This is a genomic window from Streptomyces sp. NPDC059534 (assembly GCF_042743475.1).
Lineage (GTDB): Bacteria > Actinomycetota > Actinomycetes > Streptomycetales > Streptomycetaceae > Streptomyces.
In genome coordinates, this window is the sequence record NZ_JBHWAQ010000013.1 from 1 (window position 1) to 16,263 (window position 16,263).

16 protein-coding genes are annotated in these 16,263 nt (G+C 72.4%); 11 read left to right on the plus strand and 5 right to left on the minus strand.

Annotated features, from left to right (window positions below):
• Positions 1-37: 37 nt before the first annotated feature.
• The 3 genes from ACFVZH_RS17310 to ACFVZH_RS17320 form a co-directional block, all read right to left on the minus strand.
• Positions 38-1,687, minus strand: a complete 1,650-nt coding sequence (locus ACFVZH_RS17310; protein ID WP_384898089.1) for a GMC oxidoreductase — start codon at positions 1,685-1,687, stop codon at positions 38-40.
• Between the two features lie 194 nt (positions 1,688-1,881).
• The gene (locus tag ACFVZH_RS17315; RefSeq protein ID WP_384898091.1) at positions 1,882-3,315 is read right to left on the minus strand and encodes an aspartate ammonia-lyase; all 1,434 of its coding nucleotides are present in this window, start codon (positions 3,313-3,315) and stop codon (positions 1,882-1,884) included.
• 428 nt (positions 3,316-3,743) lie between these two features.
• Positions 3,744-4,859, minus strand: coding sequence for an asparaginase (locus tag ACFVZH_RS17320; RefSeq protein WP_384898093.1), 1,116 nt, complete (start codon positions 4,857-4,859; stop codon positions 3,744-3,746).
• 118 nt (positions 4,860-4,977) lie between these two features.
• On the opposite strand from ACFVZH_RS17320, the gene ACFVZH_RS17325 reads away from it, so the two are divergent.
• From ACFVZH_RS17325 to ehuA, 10 genes are all read left to right on the plus strand, one after another.
• Entirely contained in the window at positions 4,978-5,442 is a 465-nt protein-coding gene (locus tag ACFVZH_RS17325) for an Lrp/AsnC family transcriptional regulator (protein WP_384898095.1), read from the plus strand.
• 215 nt (positions 5,443-5,657) lie between these two features.
• Complete coding sequence (locus tag ACFVZH_RS17330; RefSeq protein WP_384898097.1) at positions 5,658-6,461, plus strand: endonuclease I family protein; 804 nt, start codon at positions 5,658-5,660, stop codon at positions 6,459-6,461.
• 326 nt (positions 6,462-6,787) lie between these two features.
• The gene (gene ectA, locus ACFVZH_RS17335; RefSeq protein ID WP_384898099.1) at positions 6,788-7,318 is read left to right on the plus strand and encodes a diaminobutyrate acetyltransferase; all 531 of its coding nucleotides are present in this window, start codon (positions 6,788-6,790) and stop codon (positions 7,316-7,318) included.
• Positions 7,319-7,363: 45 nt separating this feature from the next.
• Entirely contained in the window at positions 7,364-8,647 is a 1,284-nt protein-coding gene (gene ectB, locus ACFVZH_RS17340; RefSeq protein ID WP_384898101.1) for a diaminobutyrate--2-oxoglutarate transaminase, read from the plus strand.
• Positions 8,648-8,676: 29 nt separating this feature from the next.
• Entirely contained in the window at positions 8,677-9,081 is a 405-nt protein-coding gene (locus ACFVZH_RS17345) for an ectoine synthase (RefSeq protein ID WP_384898103.1), read from the plus strand.
• A gap of 91 nt (positions 9,082-9,172) precedes the next feature.
• Positions 9,173-10,069, plus strand: a complete 897-nt coding sequence (gene thpD / locus ACFVZH_RS17350) for an ectoine hydroxylase (protein ID WP_384898105.1) — start codon at positions 9,173-9,175, stop codon at positions 10,067-10,069.
• On the plus strand, positions 10,066-10,983 hold the full coding sequence (gene ehuB, locus ACFVZH_RS17355; protein WP_384898106.1) for an ectoine/hydroxyectoine ABC transporter substrate-binding protein EhuB: 918 nt from the start codon (positions 10,066-10,068) through the stop codon (positions 10,981-10,983). Before thpD ends, ehuB begins: the two co-directional genes overlap by 4 nt.
• A 12-nt stretch (positions 10,984-10,995) precedes the next feature.
• A complete protein-coding gene (ehuC, locus tag ACFVZH_RS17360) occupies positions 10,996-11,670 on the plus strand; it encodes an ectoine/hydroxyectoine ABC transporter permease subunit EhuC (RefSeq protein ID WP_384898108.1) in 675 nt (224 codons plus the stop codon).
• The gene (gene ehuD / locus ACFVZH_RS17365; protein ID WP_384898347.1) at positions 11,670-12,305 is read left to right on the plus strand and encodes an ectoine/hydroxyectoine ABC transporter permease subunit EhuD; all 636 of its coding nucleotides are present in this window, start codon (positions 11,670-11,672) and stop codon (positions 12,303-12,305) included. The genes ehuC and ehuD overlap by 1 nt, the downstream gene beginning before the upstream one ends.
• Positions 12,306-12,312: 7 nt before the next feature.
• The gene (ehuA, locus tag ACFVZH_RS17370; protein ID WP_384898348.1) at positions 12,313-13,119 is read left to right on the plus strand and encodes an ectoine/hydroxyectoine ABC transporter ATP-binding protein EhuA; all 807 of its coding nucleotides are present in this window, start codon (positions 12,313-12,315) and stop codon (positions 13,117-13,119) included.
• Positions 13,120-13,155: 36 nt separating this feature from the next.
• Here ehuA and ACFVZH_RS17375 read toward each other — a convergent pair whose 3' ends face one another.
• On the minus strand, positions 13,156-14,016 hold the full coding sequence (locus tag ACFVZH_RS17375) for an RNA polymerase sigma factor SigF (RefSeq protein ID WP_384898349.1): 861 nt from the start codon (positions 14,014-14,016) through the stop codon (positions 13,156-13,158).
• Between the two features lie 179 nt (positions 14,017-14,195).
• Between ACFVZH_RS17375 and ACFVZH_RS17380 the strand changes: the two genes are divergently transcribed.
• Entirely contained in the window at positions 14,196-14,624 is a 429-nt protein-coding gene (locus ACFVZH_RS17380; protein WP_384898109.1) for an ATP-binding protein, read from the plus strand.
• Positions 14,625-14,723: 99 nt separating this feature from the next.
• On the opposite strand, the gene ACFVZH_RS17385 is transcribed toward ACFVZH_RS17380, so the two are convergent.
• The gene (locus tag ACFVZH_RS17385; protein WP_384898113.1) at positions 14,724-16,235 is read right to left on the minus strand and encodes a SulP family inorganic anion transporter; all 1,512 of its coding nucleotides are present in this window, start codon (positions 16,233-16,235) and stop codon (positions 14,724-14,726) included.
• Positions 16,236-16,263 lie beyond the last annotated feature (28 nt).

Consider the following 16,263-nt stretch of genomic DNA (forward strand, 5'->3'; position numbering starts at 1 on the left):
GTTCGAGAACCGGCCGGCCCTTCGCGTGCCCGCGGTCTCAGAAGTCCTCGGCGATGATGTGCTCGATGTTGCGCTCGGCGAGGGCGGTGATGGTGACGAAGGGGTTGACGCTGGTGTTCCCGGGGATGAGGGAGCCGTCCATGACGTAGAGCCCCTGGTAGCCGTGCAGACGCCCGTGGTTGTCCGTGGCCCGGTCGAGGACGGCACCGCCGAGCGGGTGGTAGGTGAGGTGGTCGCCCCAGATCTTGTAGGCGCCGAAGAGGTCGGTCCGGTAGATCGTCCCCTCCTTGCTGTTGATCTTGTCGAAGATGGACTTGGCCATGTCGATGGACGTCTGCTTCCAGGCCCGGTCCCAGCTCAGGTCGACCTTGCCGGTGGACGGGTTCCAGGAGAACTCCGCCCGGCGCGGGGTACGGGTGATGGAGAGGTAGAAGGAGGCGTAGGTCTCGATGCCGGTGGGCAGCGGGGCGACCTCGGCGAAGGCGCCGCCGGCGTCCCAGTTGTCGATGCCCGCGGTGGGCATGGAGGACTGCAGCTTCCCGGTGGGGTCCCACATGTGGTTGGCGCGGCCGCACATGACGTTGCCGTTGTCGCCCCAGCCCTTGCCGATGTGCTCGTTGAGCGACGGCAGGGCGCCGGTCGCCTTGAGGCGGGTGAGGAGCTTGCTGGTGCCGACACTGCCGGCGGCGAAGAAGACCCGGTCGGCGCGGACGGTCTTGGTGACGAGGGTGGCGCCGGTGGTGTCGATCTGGTCGATGACGACGGTGTAGCCGCCGGCTGCGGCCGGGCTGACGGAGGTCACCCGGTGGAGCGGGGAGACGTTGACCCGGCCGGTGGCGGCGGCCTGCGCGAGGTAGGTCTTCTGGAGGCTCTTCTTGCCGACGTTGTTGCCGTAGATGACCTCGCCCGCCAGGGCGGACTTCTGGACGGACCCGGCGGCCTCCTGCTTCATGTAGTCCCAGTCGTAGACGTTGGGCACGAAGACGAAGGGGAAGCCGGAGCGCTGGGCGTGCTTGCGGCCGACGCGGGCGTACTGGTAGCAGTCCGCGTTCTCCCACCAGTTGACGTCCACCGAGGTGACGCCCAGGCCCGCGTTGGCGCGCGGGTAGTAGGTGGCGTACATCTCGGCCGGGTCCACGGTCGGGAGGATCGCCGGGAAGCGCTCCCGGAGCGGGGTGACGGCCATGCCGCCGTTGACGAGGGAGCCTCCGCCGACGCCGCGCCCCTGATAGACGGTGATGCCGGCGAAGTCCTCGGCGTCGAGGATGCCGGTGTGGAGGGGCACGTCCTTGTCGAGCGGGAAGCCGAGGAACTGGTTCAGCGGCTGCTTGGTCCGGGTGCGCAGCCAGAAGGAGCGGTAGTCCGGAGTGGTCGTGTTGGCGAAGATCTTGCCGTCGGGGCCCGGGCTGTCCCAGGCCAGGCCCATCTCGATCATGTGGACGTCCACGCCCGCCCGGGCGAGCCGCAGGGCGGTGACGGAGCCGCCGTAGCCGGTGCCGATGACGAGGGCGCGCACCTGGGAGCCGTCGGCGATGGGGGTGCAGTTCAGGCCGGGGACCTCGGCGCGGGCGGGTGTCGTGATCGTGCCGGCCAGGGCGGCGGCGCCGAGAACAGAACCTGTTCCCGCGAGAAATCCGCGGCGGCTGAAGCGGTGATCTCCCTGGACGGACCGGGGGTGTTCACTCATGTGATCTTCCTCACTCGCGAGTGAATGGGAACACGTTCTACGACTGGCCGCCGAGGAAGTCACGAGAAACTGCCGGGTAACTTCCGGCCGGACACGCCCTCTTGATCGCCTCTGCTATGTACGCGGCATGCGGCGGCTCCTGGCGGGTGACGGGCGCGGGGCCCGTCACCCGCGAGGAGCGCGGGGCGAAATGGTCAGGCGAGCGACGGGCCGGGGGCGCCGGTGAGGCGCTCCGGGGTGAGCAGCTCGGCGAGGCGGTGGGCGGGCAGCAGGCCCTTCTCCAGGGTGAGTTCGACGACGCCGCGGCCGGTGGCGAGCGCCTCCTGGGCGATGGCGGTGGCGGCGGTGTAGCCGAGATGCGGGTTGAGGGCGGTGGCGAGGCCGATGGAGTTCTCCACGGCCGCGCGGAGGGCCTCGGTGTTGGCCGTGATGCCGGTGACGCAGCGCTCCGCGAGGGTCAGGCAGGCGGCGCGGAGCGAGAGGATGCTCTTGGACAGGGCGTGGAAGATGACCGGCTCGAAGGCGTTGAGCTGGAGCTGTCCCCCCTCGGCGGCCATGGTGATGGTGATGTCGTTGCCGATCACCTCGAAGGCGACCTGGTTGACGACCTCGGGGATCACGGGGTTGACCTTGCCGGGCATGATGCTGGAACCGGCCTGGACCGGCGGCAGGTTGATCTCGTTGAGGCCGGCCCGCGGCCCGGAGGAGAGCAGCCGCAGGTCGTTGCAGGTCTTGGAGAGCTTGACCGCGATCCGCTTGAGGACGCCGGAGAGCTGGACGAAGGCGCCGCAGTCCTGGGTCGCCTCGATCAGGTTGGCGGAGGTCACGAGCGGCAGGCCGGTCAGCCCGGCGAGGTGGCGGCGGGCCGTCTCGGCGTAGCCGGGGGCGGCGTTGAGGCCGGTGCCGATGGCGGTGGCGCCGAGGTTGATCTCGTGGATGAGCTCGATCGCCTCGGCGAGCCGGCCGCGGTCCTCCTCCAGCATCACGGCGTACGTGGAGAACTCCTGGCCCAGTGTCATCGGCACCGCGTCCTGGAGCTGGGTGCGGCCCATCTTGACCACGTCGCGGAATTCCAGGGCCTTGGCGGCGAAGGCGTCCTGGAGGACGGCCATGGCCTTCAGGAGCTCGCGGGCCGCGCCGATCGCGGCGATGCGGATCGCGGTCGGGTAGACGTCGTTGGTGGACTGGCCGAGGTTGACGTCCTCGTTGGGGTGGAGGCGGGCGTAGTCGCCCTTGGTGTGGCCGAGGAGCTCCAGGGCCCGGTTGGCGACGACCTCGTTGGCGTTCATGTTGGTGGAGGTGCCCGCGCCCCCCTGCACGACGTCCACGACGAACTGGTCGTGGAGGTTTCCGCCGCGGATCTCCCGGCAGGCCCCGGCGATGGCGTCGGCCTTGTCGGCGGGGAGCAGGCCCAGCTCCTCGTTGGCGCGGGCGGCGGCCTCCTTGACGGCGGCCAGCGCGTCGATCAGCAGGGGGTAGACGGAGATCGGGGTGCCGGTGATGGCGAAGTTCTCGGTGGCACGCAGGGTGTGGACGCCCCAGTAGGCGTCGGCGGGGACGTCCCGGTCGCCGAGCAGGTCGTGCTCGCGGCGGGTGGGTGCGTCGTGCGGGGCCGGTGCGGGAACCATGGATGCCGTCCTTGTGTGCTGCGGGGAGGTGGGTGCGGGAGGAGAGGTACGGGGAGGGGGTGCGCGCCGTCGAGGGCACGGCACGGCGCGGCGCGGCGCGGGCGCTCGTGGGCGCGGACGGCGCGAGGCCGGCGTACGGGGCCACGGGGGCGTCGCACGGGGCGCGGGGGCGTCGCACGGGACGGGAGCGTCGTACCGGGCGGGCGCGGGCCATCCCGGGGGCGAGGGGCTCAGCCGGGCGGGGTGTGTACGACTGCGGAGGCGGCTCCGGCGGTGGGGCCGGGCGACGGCCCGGGGGTGCAGGGCGACGGCCCCAGGGGCGGGGCGGCCGCCCCTACGGCCCCTGAGGTGACCGCGGGGGCTGGACTCCGGCTCGCGGGCGGGCGAGGGGGCGCCGCCCGCGAGCCGGGGTTCTGGGGTGCGCCGCGTCAGGCGCGGGCGGCGACGGCCGAGGCCGACCGGGAGCCGCCGGTGGCGAGGGCGGGCTCCGCGCGGACCGGGCCGTCCAGGAGCCGGCGCAGCAGGGCGGTGCTGCGGGCGGGGTCGCCGGTGCCGCCGTCGGCGAGGAGCGTGGCGAGGACGGTGATGCGGGCCTGGGCGGCCCGGAGCGTGCCGGTGAGCAGTGCGCCGGAGGCGACGAGGTCGACCGCGCCGCCGCCCGTGTAGATCTCGGCGAGCGGTCCGGCCGGGACGCGGGTGCTGACGGCGACGAGGACACCCTGGGCGACCGCGTCCGCGACCGCGGCGGCGATCTCGGGCGTGGCATTGCCCGCACCGGTCGCCTCCAGGACGATGCCGCGGGCACCGGCGGCCACGGCCGCGTTGAAGAGGAACGGGTCGCCGTCGGAGTGGTGGGTCACGATGTCGACCCGGGGCAGCGGGGTGGCCTCGGGGCCGGTGGCTCCGGGGGTCGCGGTCCGCGCGGCGGCGGGGAGCGGCAGCGGCGCGGGGCGCTCCGGCTGGCGCTCGATGTCGACGCGGGAGAAGCCGACGCGGCCGAGGCGCTCGGCGGAGGGGTCGGAGAAGGCGTCGGCGGCGAGGGTCTGGGTCTTGACCGTGCCGCGGGCGGCGTGGACGCGGCCGTCGAAGACGACGAGGACGCCCAGCTCGCGGACGGTGGCGGCGACCTGGAGCGCGTCGTAGAGGTTGCCCGGGCCGTCGCCGTCGCCGGTGCCGAAGGGGCGCTGGGCGCCGGTGAGGACCACCGGGCGGGCGTCGGCGTGGTGGAGGTCCAGGAGGAAGGCCGTCTCCTCCAGGGTGTCGGTGCCGTGGGTGACCACGATGCCGTCGACGCCGGGGTCGGCGAACGTCTCCTGGACGGTCCGGAGCAGGGCGAGCTGGTGGGCGGCGGTCATCCGCGAGCTGTTGACGTTGAAGAGGTCGACGACCTCGACGGTGACGCCTTCGGGCAGGGGCGCGGTGGCCAGGACGTCGTCGCCCGAGGCGTCGGCGGCGTAGCCGGTGCCCTGCCAGCGGCTGGCGATCGTGCCGCCGGTGCTGATGACGACGATCCGGCGCGTCCCGCCGTCGTTCGTCCGCTTCATGGCTGCCGTCCTTACTCCGTACCGATTTCGCCCTGCCCCGCAACGATAGGACAGGAGATGCGCAAGACGATTGCGAAATTGACCGCATCAACGTTTCATCGTGGTGGATAATTGCGTCATGGACCGAATCGATCTCCACATCTTGCGCGAGCTCCAGAACGACGGGCGGCTGAGCAACCAGGAGCTGGCCCAGCGGGTCGGGCTCAGCGCCTCCCCCTGTCTGCGCCGGGTGCGCCAGCTGGAGCAGGACGGGGTGATCCAGGGCTACCGGGCGATCATCGACCCGGAGGCGGTGGGGCGGGGCTTCGAGGTGCTGGTGTCGGTGGAGGTCCGGCGGGACCGGGAGACCGTGGAGGCATTCGAGGAGGCCCTCCAGGACGTGCCGGACGTCATCGAGGCGTACCGGCTGTTCGGGAGCCCCGGCTGCCTGCTGCGGATCGCGGTGGCCGACCTCGCGGCGTACGAGCGGCTCTGGATCGAGCGGCTGACGACGCTGGCCGGGGTCACCGAGGTCAACTCGCAGATCATCATGAAGCGGATCAAGGAGCCGAAGGGGATGCCCGTGGATGTTCGGGGTGCTTAGCACTCTCAAGACATTCCCTACGACATCGAGTTGAGGAACCGTCAGCGGTTCCGTCGTATGCGAGAACGTCACGGAAAAGCCTCCTCCCGGTTACACGACCACCCCCTCCGCTGTGCCACGCTCCCGGCAACCACCCATCAACACGCGTAGATCGCGGCACCGTCGAGCCGCAGCCGCGCTTCTACGCGTGTCACCCTCCGGGAAAGGGCACCCCCATGTCCGCTGTACGGATCAGCCGAGGAAAGGCGTGGGCCGCGGCCATATCCGCCGTCCTCGTCACCCTCACCCTTCCGACGGTCACCGCGACCCCCGCGAGCGCCACGACCACGGCGTACGACAGCACGTACTACAAGAACGCGGTCGGCAAGACCGGCACGAGCCTGAAGTCCTCGCTGCACACGATCATCAGCAGCCAGACCAAGATCTCGTACGACGCGGTGTGGAACGCCCTGAAGAACACCGACCAGGACCCGAACAACACCGCCAACGTGATCCTGCTCTACAGCGGCACCTCCCGCAGCAAGTCCCTCAACGGCGGCGCCGTGGGCAACTGGAACCGCGAGCACACCTGGGCCCAGTCCCACGGCAACTTCGGCACCTCGGCCGGCCCCGGCACCGACCTGCACCACCTGCGTGCGGCGGACGTCCAGGTCAACAGCATCCGCGGCAACAAGGACTTCGACAACGGCGGCAGCGCGGTCAGCGGCGCGCCCGGCAGCTACACGGACAGCAACTCCTTCGAGCCGCGCGACGCCGACAAGGGCGACGTGGCCCGCATGATCCTCTACATGGCCGTCCGCTACGAGGGCGACGACGCCTGGGCGGACCTGGAGCCCAACGACTCGACGACCAACGGCAGCGTCCCCCTCCACGGCCGCCTCTCGGTCCTGAAGCAGTGGAACGAGCAGGACCCGCCGAGCGCCTTCGAAGAGCGCCGCAACGACATCATCTTCAACACCTACCAGGGCAACCGGAACCCGTTCATCGACCACCCGGAGTGGATCGAGGCGATCTGGTAGACCGCGCGGTCCGACCAGCGCGCACGGCACCGACCGGAGCCCCCTCGGGGGGCCGACCCAGCCGACCCGTACGCCTGACCGCTTCCGGCACCTTCAAACGCGAAGTGCCGGATTTTCTCACGCTCTTGAGAAACCGACCCGGCCGTGCCCCAGACGTTACCCACCCGTGATAAACGGGGATTTCGCCCTCTTCCGTGCCAGTTCGCCCGGCACCCGGAAGCCGATTTCCCGCTCGGGGACCATCGCCGCATCTATCACGCCCGAACAACTCGAACAACCCCTCCGGACCAGGAAGTTCCGGCAGTCGCTCGGTAGTTTCGGCGCCCATGACCACTGCACCTCTGACCTCCCCGGTCGACGGCGTCTCCGTCGGCCCGGCCCGCACCACGGACGGTGCCGAGCTCTGGCGCATCGCACGCGGCTCGGGGGAACTCGACCTCAACTCGCCGTACAGCTATCTGCTGTGGTGCCGCGACTTCGCCGACACGACCGCCGTCGCCCGTGACGCCTCCGGACGACCGGTCGGCTTCGCCACCGGCTACCTGCGCCCCGACGCGCCGGGAACGCTCTTCGTCTGGCAGGTCGCCGTGCAGGGTTCGCACCGCGGAACCGGGGTAGCCGGGACCCTGCTCGACGCCCTCTCCGACCGCGTGGCCGCCGAGCACGGACTCGGCCGGATCGAGGCGACCGTCACGCCGGGGAACCTGGCGTCCGACCGGCTCTTCCGGTCCTACGCGCGCCGGCACGGGGCGGACCTCACCCAGGAGGTCCTCTTCCCGTCGGCCGCGTTCCCCACCGCGGGCCACGAGTCCGAGGTGCTGTACCGCATCGGCCCGCTCGGCTCCCCCGCTTCCTGAGCCGTTCCGCCACCACGCCCGAACCACACCTGGAGAAGACACTCCGTGACCCTCACCGACATCGCCCCCTCCGTCTTCGAGACCGTCGAATCGGAGGTCCGCAGCTACTGCCACGCCTGGCCGGTCGTCTTCGAGCGCGCCACCGGCAGCAGGCTGTACGACGAGCAGGGGCGGTCGTACCTCGACTTCTTCGCCGGCGCGGGCTCGCTGAACTACGGCCACAACGCTCCGGTGCTCAAGCGCGCCCTGCTCGACTACCTCGCCGCCGACGGTGTCACCCACGGCCTCGACATGTCGACGACGGCCAAACGGGACTTCCTGGAGACCTTCCGCTCGGTGGTCCTGGAGCCCCGCGCCCTGCCCTACAAGGTGATGTTCCCCGGGCCCACCGGCACCAACGCGGTGGAGGCCGCCCTGAAGCTCGCCCGGAAGGTCACCGGGCGGGAGACGGTGGTCTCGTTCACCAACGCCTTCCACGGGATGTCGCTCGGCTCGCTCGCCGTCACGGGCAACGCCGCCAAGCGCGCCGGAGCGGGTGTGCCCCTCAACCACGCCACCCCGATGCCCTTCGACCACTACCTCGGCGGCCGGGTGCCGGACTTCCTCTGGTTCGAGCGCCTGCTCGGCGACCCCGGCTCCGGCCTCGACCATCCCGCGGCCGTGATCGTCGAGACGGTGCAGGGCGAGGGCGGCGTCAACGTCGCCCGCGCCGAATGGCTGCGGGCACTGTCCGAGCTCTGCCGCCGGCACGACATGCTCCTCGTCGTGGACGACGTCCAGATGGGCTGCGGGCGCACCGGCGACTTCTTCTCCTTCGAGGACGCGGGCATCACGCCCGACATCGTCACCCTCTCCAAGTCCATCAGCGGCTACGGCCTGCCCCTCGCCCTCTGCCTCTTCCGGCCGGAGCTCGACGTGTGGGAACCGGGTGAGCACAACGGCACCTTCCGCGGCAACAACCCCGCCTTCGTCACCGCCACGGCCGCCCTGGACGCGTACTGGCGCGACGGCGCCCTGCGCGAGCGCACCCTCGGCCGGGCCGGCCGGGTGGAGGACGCCCTCCTGGACCTCTGCGGCCCCGACGGGCGCGCGGGGCTGGCGGTCCGAGGGCGCGGCCTGGTCTGGGGCCTGGAGTTCGCCGACGGCGAGCGCGCCGCGGCGGTCTGCCGGCGGGCCTTCGAACTCGGGCTGCTCCTGGAGACCTCCGGGCCGCGCGGCGAGGTGGTCAAACTGCTGCCGCCGCTGACCGCGACGGACGACGAGCTCGACGAGGGCCTGCGCGTCCTGGCCCGCGCGGTACGCCACACCGCCGACCGCCTCGCCGCCTGATCACCCCGCCAAGGAAAGGCCCACCACCGATGATCGTCCGTACCTTCGACGAGCTGGAGAACACCGAGCGGCACGTCCGGGCCGCGTCCGGGACCTGGGAGAGCAAGCGCGTCGTGCTGGCCCGCGAGCGGGTCGGCTTCTCCCTCCACGAGACCGTGCTGTACGCCGGCACCGAGACCTCCATGTGGTACGCACACCACGTCGAGGCCGTCGTCTGCACCGCCGGCGAGGCCGAACTCACCGACCACGAGACGGGCCGGACGTACACGATCGTGCCCGGAACGACGTACCTGCTCGACCGTCACGAGCGCCACAGCCTCAAGGTCAAGCGGGACTTCCGCTGCCTGTGCGTCTTCAACCCGCCCGTCACCGGCCGTGAGGACCACGACGAGAACGGCGTCTACCCCCTCCTCACCGAACCCGGCCAGGGCTGAGACCCCGGGACCGGGCCGTCCCCGGGACCACGCACCCGGCCCGGCCCGAACCCCCGACGAGCCCGTACGCGAAAGGAAGGCACCCCGCCCCATGACCTCCGCTCCCACCCGTCCCGTCGACCTCTACCCCACCCGTGGCGCCGAGGAGGTGCTCATCGGGCGCAAGGACCCCGCCGTGTGGTCCGAGCCCGGCACCCCCGGCCCGTTCTGGGCCCGCGAACTGGAGGAGTACGACCGCGACGGGTTCGTCACGGTCGACGAACTCGTCACCCCCGCCGAGGTCGACGAACTCCGGACCGAGCTGGACCGGCTCGTCGCCGACCCCGCCCTGCGGACGGACGAGCGGGCGATCGTCGAGCCCCGCTCCCAGGAGATCCGCTCCGTCTTCGAGGTGCACCGGATCAGCGAGGTCTTCGCCCGGCTCGCGGCCGATCCGCGGGTGGTGGGCCGCGCCCGCCAGATCCTCGGCTCCGACGTCTACGTCCACCAGTCACGGATCAACGTCAAGCCCGGCTTCGGCGCCAGTGGCTTCTACTGGCACTCGGACTTCGAGACCTGGCACGCCGAGGACGGCCTGCCGCAGATGCGGACCGTCTCGGTGTCCCTCGCCCTCACGCCCAACCACACGACCAACGGCAGCCTCATGATCATGCCGGGCTCGCACCGCACCTTCCTGGGCTGCGCCGGCGCGACACCGGCGGACAACTACCGCGAGTCGCTGCGGATGCAGGACGCCGGGACACCGTCCGACGCAGCGCTGACGACGTTCGCCGACGCCTGCGGGATCCGCCACTTCACGGGCCCGGCCGGATCCGCCACCTGGTTCGACTGCAACGCCCTGCACGGCTCGGGCGACAACATCACGCCGTACCCGCGGAGCAACGTGTTCCTCGTCTTCAACAGCGTCGAGAACCCGCCGGAGCTGCCGTTCGCCGCCCCCGTCAGGCGCCCCTCGTTCATCGCCGCCCGCCCCGGGGACCGGCCGTGACCGGTGGCGCGGACCCCGGCCGCCGCCGGTTCCTCACCCGCGCGTCACTCCTCGCCGGCCTCGCCGTGACGGCCGGGCCGCTGGCCGCGTGCACCCGCACCCAGCCCGGCACGGGCGCACCCCGGGACGACGGCGGTCTGCTCGCCGAGCTGCGGCGGCAGGGCTTCGTGCGCGTCGGGTTCGCCGGCGAAGCGCCGTACGGCTTCCAGGACGGCGGCGAGCTCGCCGGTGAGGCACCGACCCTCCACCGCGAGATCTTCACGGCGCTGGGCGTGCGCGAACTGCGGTCGACGCTCACGGAGTTCGGCGCACTGATCCCCGGACTGCTCGCCGGCCGGTTCGACGTGGTGAGCGCGGGCATGTCGATCACGCCGGAGCGGTGCGCCAAGGTGCTGTTCTCCGAGCCGGAGTTCGTCTCCCCCACCGCCCTCATGGTCCGCGCGGGCAACCCGAAGGGGGTCGGCGACCTGGCGTCCTGCGCGGCGACGGGCGCCACCGTCGGGGTGCTGACCGCCGCGGTCGAGGCGTCGTACGCGAAGGCGGCGGGCGTCCCGGACGATGCGGTGAAGACGCTGGCCCGGCAGCAGGACGGCCTCGACGCCCTGCTCGCCGGCCGGATCGACGCCTTCGCGCTGACCGCCATCTCCCTGCGCTGGCTGGCGCGGACGAACCGGGACGCCGCCGTGGAGGTGACCGAGCCGTTCGTCCCCGTGGTCGGCGGCGTGCGGCAGCTCGGCGCCGGCGGCGCCGTGTTCCGGTCGGGGGCGACCGGGCTGCGGGACGCGTTCAACCGCGAGCTGCTCCGGATCACCGGCGCGCCCGACCGGTTCGTGGAACTCGTCGGCCGCTACGGCTTCACCGACCGCGAGGTGCCGCCCCGCACCCTGCGGACCGCCGACCTGTGCGCCGGGTGAGGGGCGGCCGACATGGCTGACTTCCTGCCCGAGCTCCGCGGCGCGCTGCCCCGGCTCGCCGACGGGCTGCTCGTCACGGCGGAGGCCACGGTCCTCGGCGCCGCCCTCGCCCTGCTCCTCGCCTACGTCCTCGGGCTGCTGTCCCGGTCGCCGCGGCTGCCGGTTCGCGGCGGGGCGCGGCTCGTCGTGGAGTTCTTCCGGGGCACCTCGCTGTACGTGCAGCTGTTCTGGCTGTTCTTCGCGCTGCCGATGCTCGGCTTCCGGCTCGAACCGCTGGCCTGCGGTGTGCTCGCGCTCGGTCTCAACTACGGGGCGTACGGCGCCGAGGTGGTGCGGGGCGCGGTGGCGGCCGTGCCCCGCGCCCAGACCGAGGCGGCGATCGCGCTGTCCATGGGGCCGGGTCTGCGGCTGCGGCGGGTCGTCCTGCCGCAGGCGCACGCCCTGATGGTCGCGCCGTTCAAGAACCTGCTCGTCCAGCTCCTGAAGGCGACACCGCTGCTCTCCCTGGTCACGGTCCCCGACATCACCTTCCAGGTCGACCAGGTGCGCTCCGCGACGGGCTCGACGGCCGCCTCGTACCTGCTGCTCCTGGGGCTCTACTGCGGCATGGCCGCCGTGCTGGGGCTCTTGATGAACGCCCTGGAGCGGGCGGCGAAGGCCCGGCTCGGGCAGGAAGGCGGTGCGTGATGTGGGACGGAGAGGCGGCCGGAGCCGCGCTGCCCGCGGTCCTCGCGGGGTTCGGTGTCACGCTGCTGGCGACCGTGCTGGGCTTCGCCGTCGCGGCGATCCTCGGACTCGCCCTGGCCGTGGTCCAGCGGGCCGGCCCCCGGTGGGTGGCCGTGCCGGTGCGCGGGGCGGCCGGGTTCGTCCGCTCGACCCCGCTGCTGGTGCAGCTGTTCGCGGCCTGGGTGCTGATCCCCGCGCTCGACGCGCTCGCGCTCGGCGTGCTGGTCCTCGGCGTCCACTACGCCACCTACCTCTCGGAGGTCTACCGCACGGGCATCGACGCCGTCCCGCGGGGGCAGTGGGAGGCGTGCACGGCGCTGTCGCTGCCGCGCTTCCGGGTGTGGCGGGCGGTGGTGCTGCCGCAGGCCGTCCGCAACGTGCTGCCGCCGCTCGGGAACTACGCGGTCTCGCTGTTCAAGGAGACTCCCCTGCTGTCGGTGATCACCGTGCACGAGATGGTCCACGAGGCGAACACGTTCGGCAGTACGCACTTCGCCTACCTGGAGAGTTTCACCCTGGCCGGCGCAGTGTTCCTGCTCGCGAGCTGGCCGACGTCCCTGCTGGTACGACGACTGGAGGCACACCTTGCCCACTGAGGATCCGATGGTGAAGCCGCCTCCGAAGGAGGCGCGGGCGGGTGGTCCGCCGGCGGTCCGGTTCGACCGGGTCACCAAGCGCTACGGGGACCAGACCGTGCTCGACGCGCTCGACCTGGAGGTCGCGCGCGGGGAACGGGTGACGCTGATCGGGCCGAGCGGCTCCGGCAAGACCACCATCCTCCGGCTGCTCATGACGCTGGAGCGGGTGACCGACGGGGTCATCCACCTGGACGGCGAGCCGTTCTCCCACATGCCGGGCAGGACGCCGGGGTCGCTGGTGCCCGCGAGCGAACGCCGTCTCGCGGAGCGGCGCCGCCGGATCGGCATGGTCTTCCAGCAGTTCAACCTCTTCCCCCACATGAGCGTGCTGGAGAACGTCGTCGAGGCGCCCGTGCACGTCCTCGGCGAGAGCCGGGAGGCGGCGGACCGCACGGCCCGCGACCTGCTGGACCTGGTCGGGCTCGGCGCCAAGGTCGACGCGCGCCCCACCCGGCTCTCCGGCGGCCAGCAGCAGCGTGTCGCCATCGCCCGCGCGCTGGCCATGCGGCCCGGGATCCTGCTCCTCGACGAGGTGACGTCCGCGCTCGATCCGGAGCTGGTGGCCGAGGTCCTCGACGTGCTGCGGGACGTCGCCCGGGACACGGACATCACGCTGCTCTGCGTGACCCACGAGATGGGCTTCGCGCGGGACGTCTCGGACCGGATCCTGATGTTCGACCGCGGCCGGATCGTCGAGTCGGGCCCGGCGGCCGAGCTGCTGGACTCCCCCGCCCACGAACGCACCCGCGCGTTCCTCGGCGCCGTCCGCTGAGCGGGGTGCGCCCCGGCTCCCCGGGGCGCACCCCGTTCAGCGGTCGTTCGCCGTCTCCACCATGCCCTCCCGCAGCCGGTTCAGGCTGCGGGCCAGGAGCCGTGAGACGTGCATCTGCGAGACGCCGAGGCGTTCGCCGATCTGTGCCTGGGTCAGTTCCTCGACGAAGCGCAGGTGCAGCAGCAGCCGGTCGCGCTCCTCCAGGGCCACCACGAGCGGCGCGAGGGTGTGGAAGTCCTCGAAGAGTTCGAGGGCCGGGTCCTCCTCGCCGATGAGGTCGGCGAGCGCCGCGTCGTCGTCCTCGCCTTCGCGGCCGCCGACGGCGGCGTCCAGGGACGTCGAGTTGTAGCCGTTCGCGGCCAGCTGGGCCTCGACCACCTCGTCCTCGGAGAGCTCCATGTGGGGAGCCAGCTCCGCGACCCGGGGCGTCCGCCCGAGCCGCGAGCTCAGTTCGTCGGTCGCCTTCGCGAGCTCCACCCGCGCCTCCTGGAGCCGGCGCGGGACGTGCACCGCCCAGGTGGTGTCGCGGAAGAACCGCTTGATCTCGCCCTGGATGTACGGCACGGCGAAGGTGGTGAACTCCACCTCGCGCGACAGGTCGAAGCGGTCGATCGCCTTGATCAGGCCGATCATGCCGACCTGGACGATGTCCTCCATCTCGTCGGCCCGCGCCCGGAACCTGCCGGCCACGTACCGCACGAGCGTCATGTTCATCTCGATCAGCGTGTTCCTGGCGTACTGGTGACCCTCCGTCCCCTCCTCCCGTGCCGCCAGCTCGCGCAGGAACACCCTGGTCAGGGCGCGCGCGTCCCGGGGCGCGACGTCCTTTGGGGTCTCGAGAACGGGCAGGTCCTCACGCGTACCGTTCGTCACGTACGTCGTCGTCGCCTCGGCCATCTCGGTCCGCACGGGGACAACCTCCTCCTGATCGCGGTCCGTTCGGCGGTCGGGGCCCTCGTACCCCCGACCCGGCGGAGTACACGTCCCCTTCCCCACCGGTGGAAGGCATCACTCCGGGACGACCGGGCATGCGCATCCCGTCACCCTTGGACGCATCAGGAAGAAAGGGACTCGCGATGAACACCCGGAGCGACCCCCGGTCCCGTACGTCGGCGGAGGCGGTCCCCCGCGACGCCGGGAGCGGCGGACTGCCGCCGGTCCGCACGCCGGCCCACGCGCGGCAACTGGTCCGCCACACCCTCGCGGCCCTCGGCCCCCTGCGGCCCGCCCAGGTCGACGACCTGCTCCTCGTCACCTCGGAACTGGTCACGAACGCGCTCCGCCACGGAGGCGGCGTCACCGGCTTCGGGATCACCGTCGGGGGCGACCGCGTCACCGTCTCGGTGGCCGACGCCAGCGGCCGGTCCCCGCTCTACGAGCTCCGTGACGACCTGCGCCCCGGCGGGTACGGCTGGCCGATCGTGCTGCGGTTGTGCCGCGAGGTGACCGTGGACGCCCATCCGGCGGGCAAGACCATCCACGCGGCGGTGTCGTTCGACCGGTGAGCGCGGACCGGAGCCGCGGCGCCCCGCCGAGGAGGTGATGCGCCGCCCGGATCGGGTGGCCGCCGGGGCGTCGCATCAGGTCGCCGCCGGAGCGTCGGATCAGGTGGCCGCCGGGGCGGGTTCGCCGTCGGCCGGCCGGCCGGGGAGGTGCCCGGGCGGGCCGTGCAGGAGGACGGAGCCGTGGCCGGCCGTCCGGTGCCGCTCGGCCCATGTGTCGAGGGCCGAACGGCAGGCGTGGTCCAGGTGGTGGAGCCGGGACAGGTCCAGTTCGACCGCCCGGTCGCCGGGCAGGGATTCGAGCGCGTCGAGGATCTTCGGCAGCCGCAGGAAGTTGGCGTTCCCCGTCAGGCTCACCCGGACCGGGCCGGGTTCGTCGTCGGTGCGCTCCACGCGGAGGTGCGAGACGTCCCAGGCGGCCTTGGCGACGGAGACGGCGAGGCCGATCAGGACCCCTTCGAGCATGCTGACGGCGACGATGGCGAAAGCCGTCACGACGAGCACGAGCGCCTCGCCCCGGTGGCCGCGCCAGAGGGCGGCCACGGCCCGGAAGGGGATCAGCTTCCAGCCGGCGTGGATCAGGATGCCCGCGAGCGCGGCGAGCGGCACGTACGCCAGGGTGGCGGGGAGGAGGGCGGCGAAGAGCAGCAGCCACACCCCGTGGAGCACCCGGGACGCCTTCGTCCTGGCCCCCGCCCGCACGTTGGCCGAGCTGCGGACGATCACGGCGGTCATGGGCAGCGCGCCGAGCAGGCCGCAGACCGTGTTGCCGAACCCCTGGGCGACCAGCTCCTTGTCGTAGTCGGTGCGGGGTCCGTCGTGCAGCCGGTCCACCGCGGCCGCGCCGAACAGCGACTCGGCGGAGGCGATCAGCGCGAAGGCGAGGACGGTGCCGAGCAGGGCGATGTCGGTGAGGGCGGCGAAGGCGTCCGGTCCGGGCATCCGGACCGCGTCCAGCACGCCGCTCACCCGGACGGTCGTCACCGGCAGGTCGAACAGGGCGGTGGCGAGGGCCGCGAGCAGGACCGCGACGAGCGCGCCGGGAACCGCCCGCACCCGCCGGGGGGCGTGCCGCCATCCCACGATCACGAGGACCGTGCCGGCCGCGACGGCGAGCGGCACCAGGGTGGCGGCGCCGGTCAGCGCCCGCCCGAGGGCGGCGGGCAGTCCGGCGAGCCGGGCCGGGCCCGATGCGGGGGCGCTGATGCCGGCGGCGGCGTAGAGCTGACCGGCCACGATGACCAGGCCGATCCCCGCGAGCATGCCCTCGACGACGGAGACGGAGATGGCCCGGAACCAGCGGCCCCATTTCAGCAGGCCGACCACGACCTGGAGCAGGCCCGCGAGGAGCACGGCGACGCCCAGCGCGGGCAGCCCGAACGCCCGGACCGCCTCGAAGACGAGCACGGTGAGCCCGGCGGCCGGTCCGGAGACCTGGAGGCTGCTGCCCCGCATCAGGCCGGTGACGACCCCGCCGACGATGCCGGTGATGAGGCCGAGTTCGGCGGGGACGCCGGAGGCGACGGCCACTCCGATGCAGAGCGGCAGGGCCACGAGGAAGACGACGACGGACGCGGCGAAGTCCTGCCGGAGATACGGCAAGGAGGACGGCATGCGGTTCTCTCCCCTCACTGCGCCGATG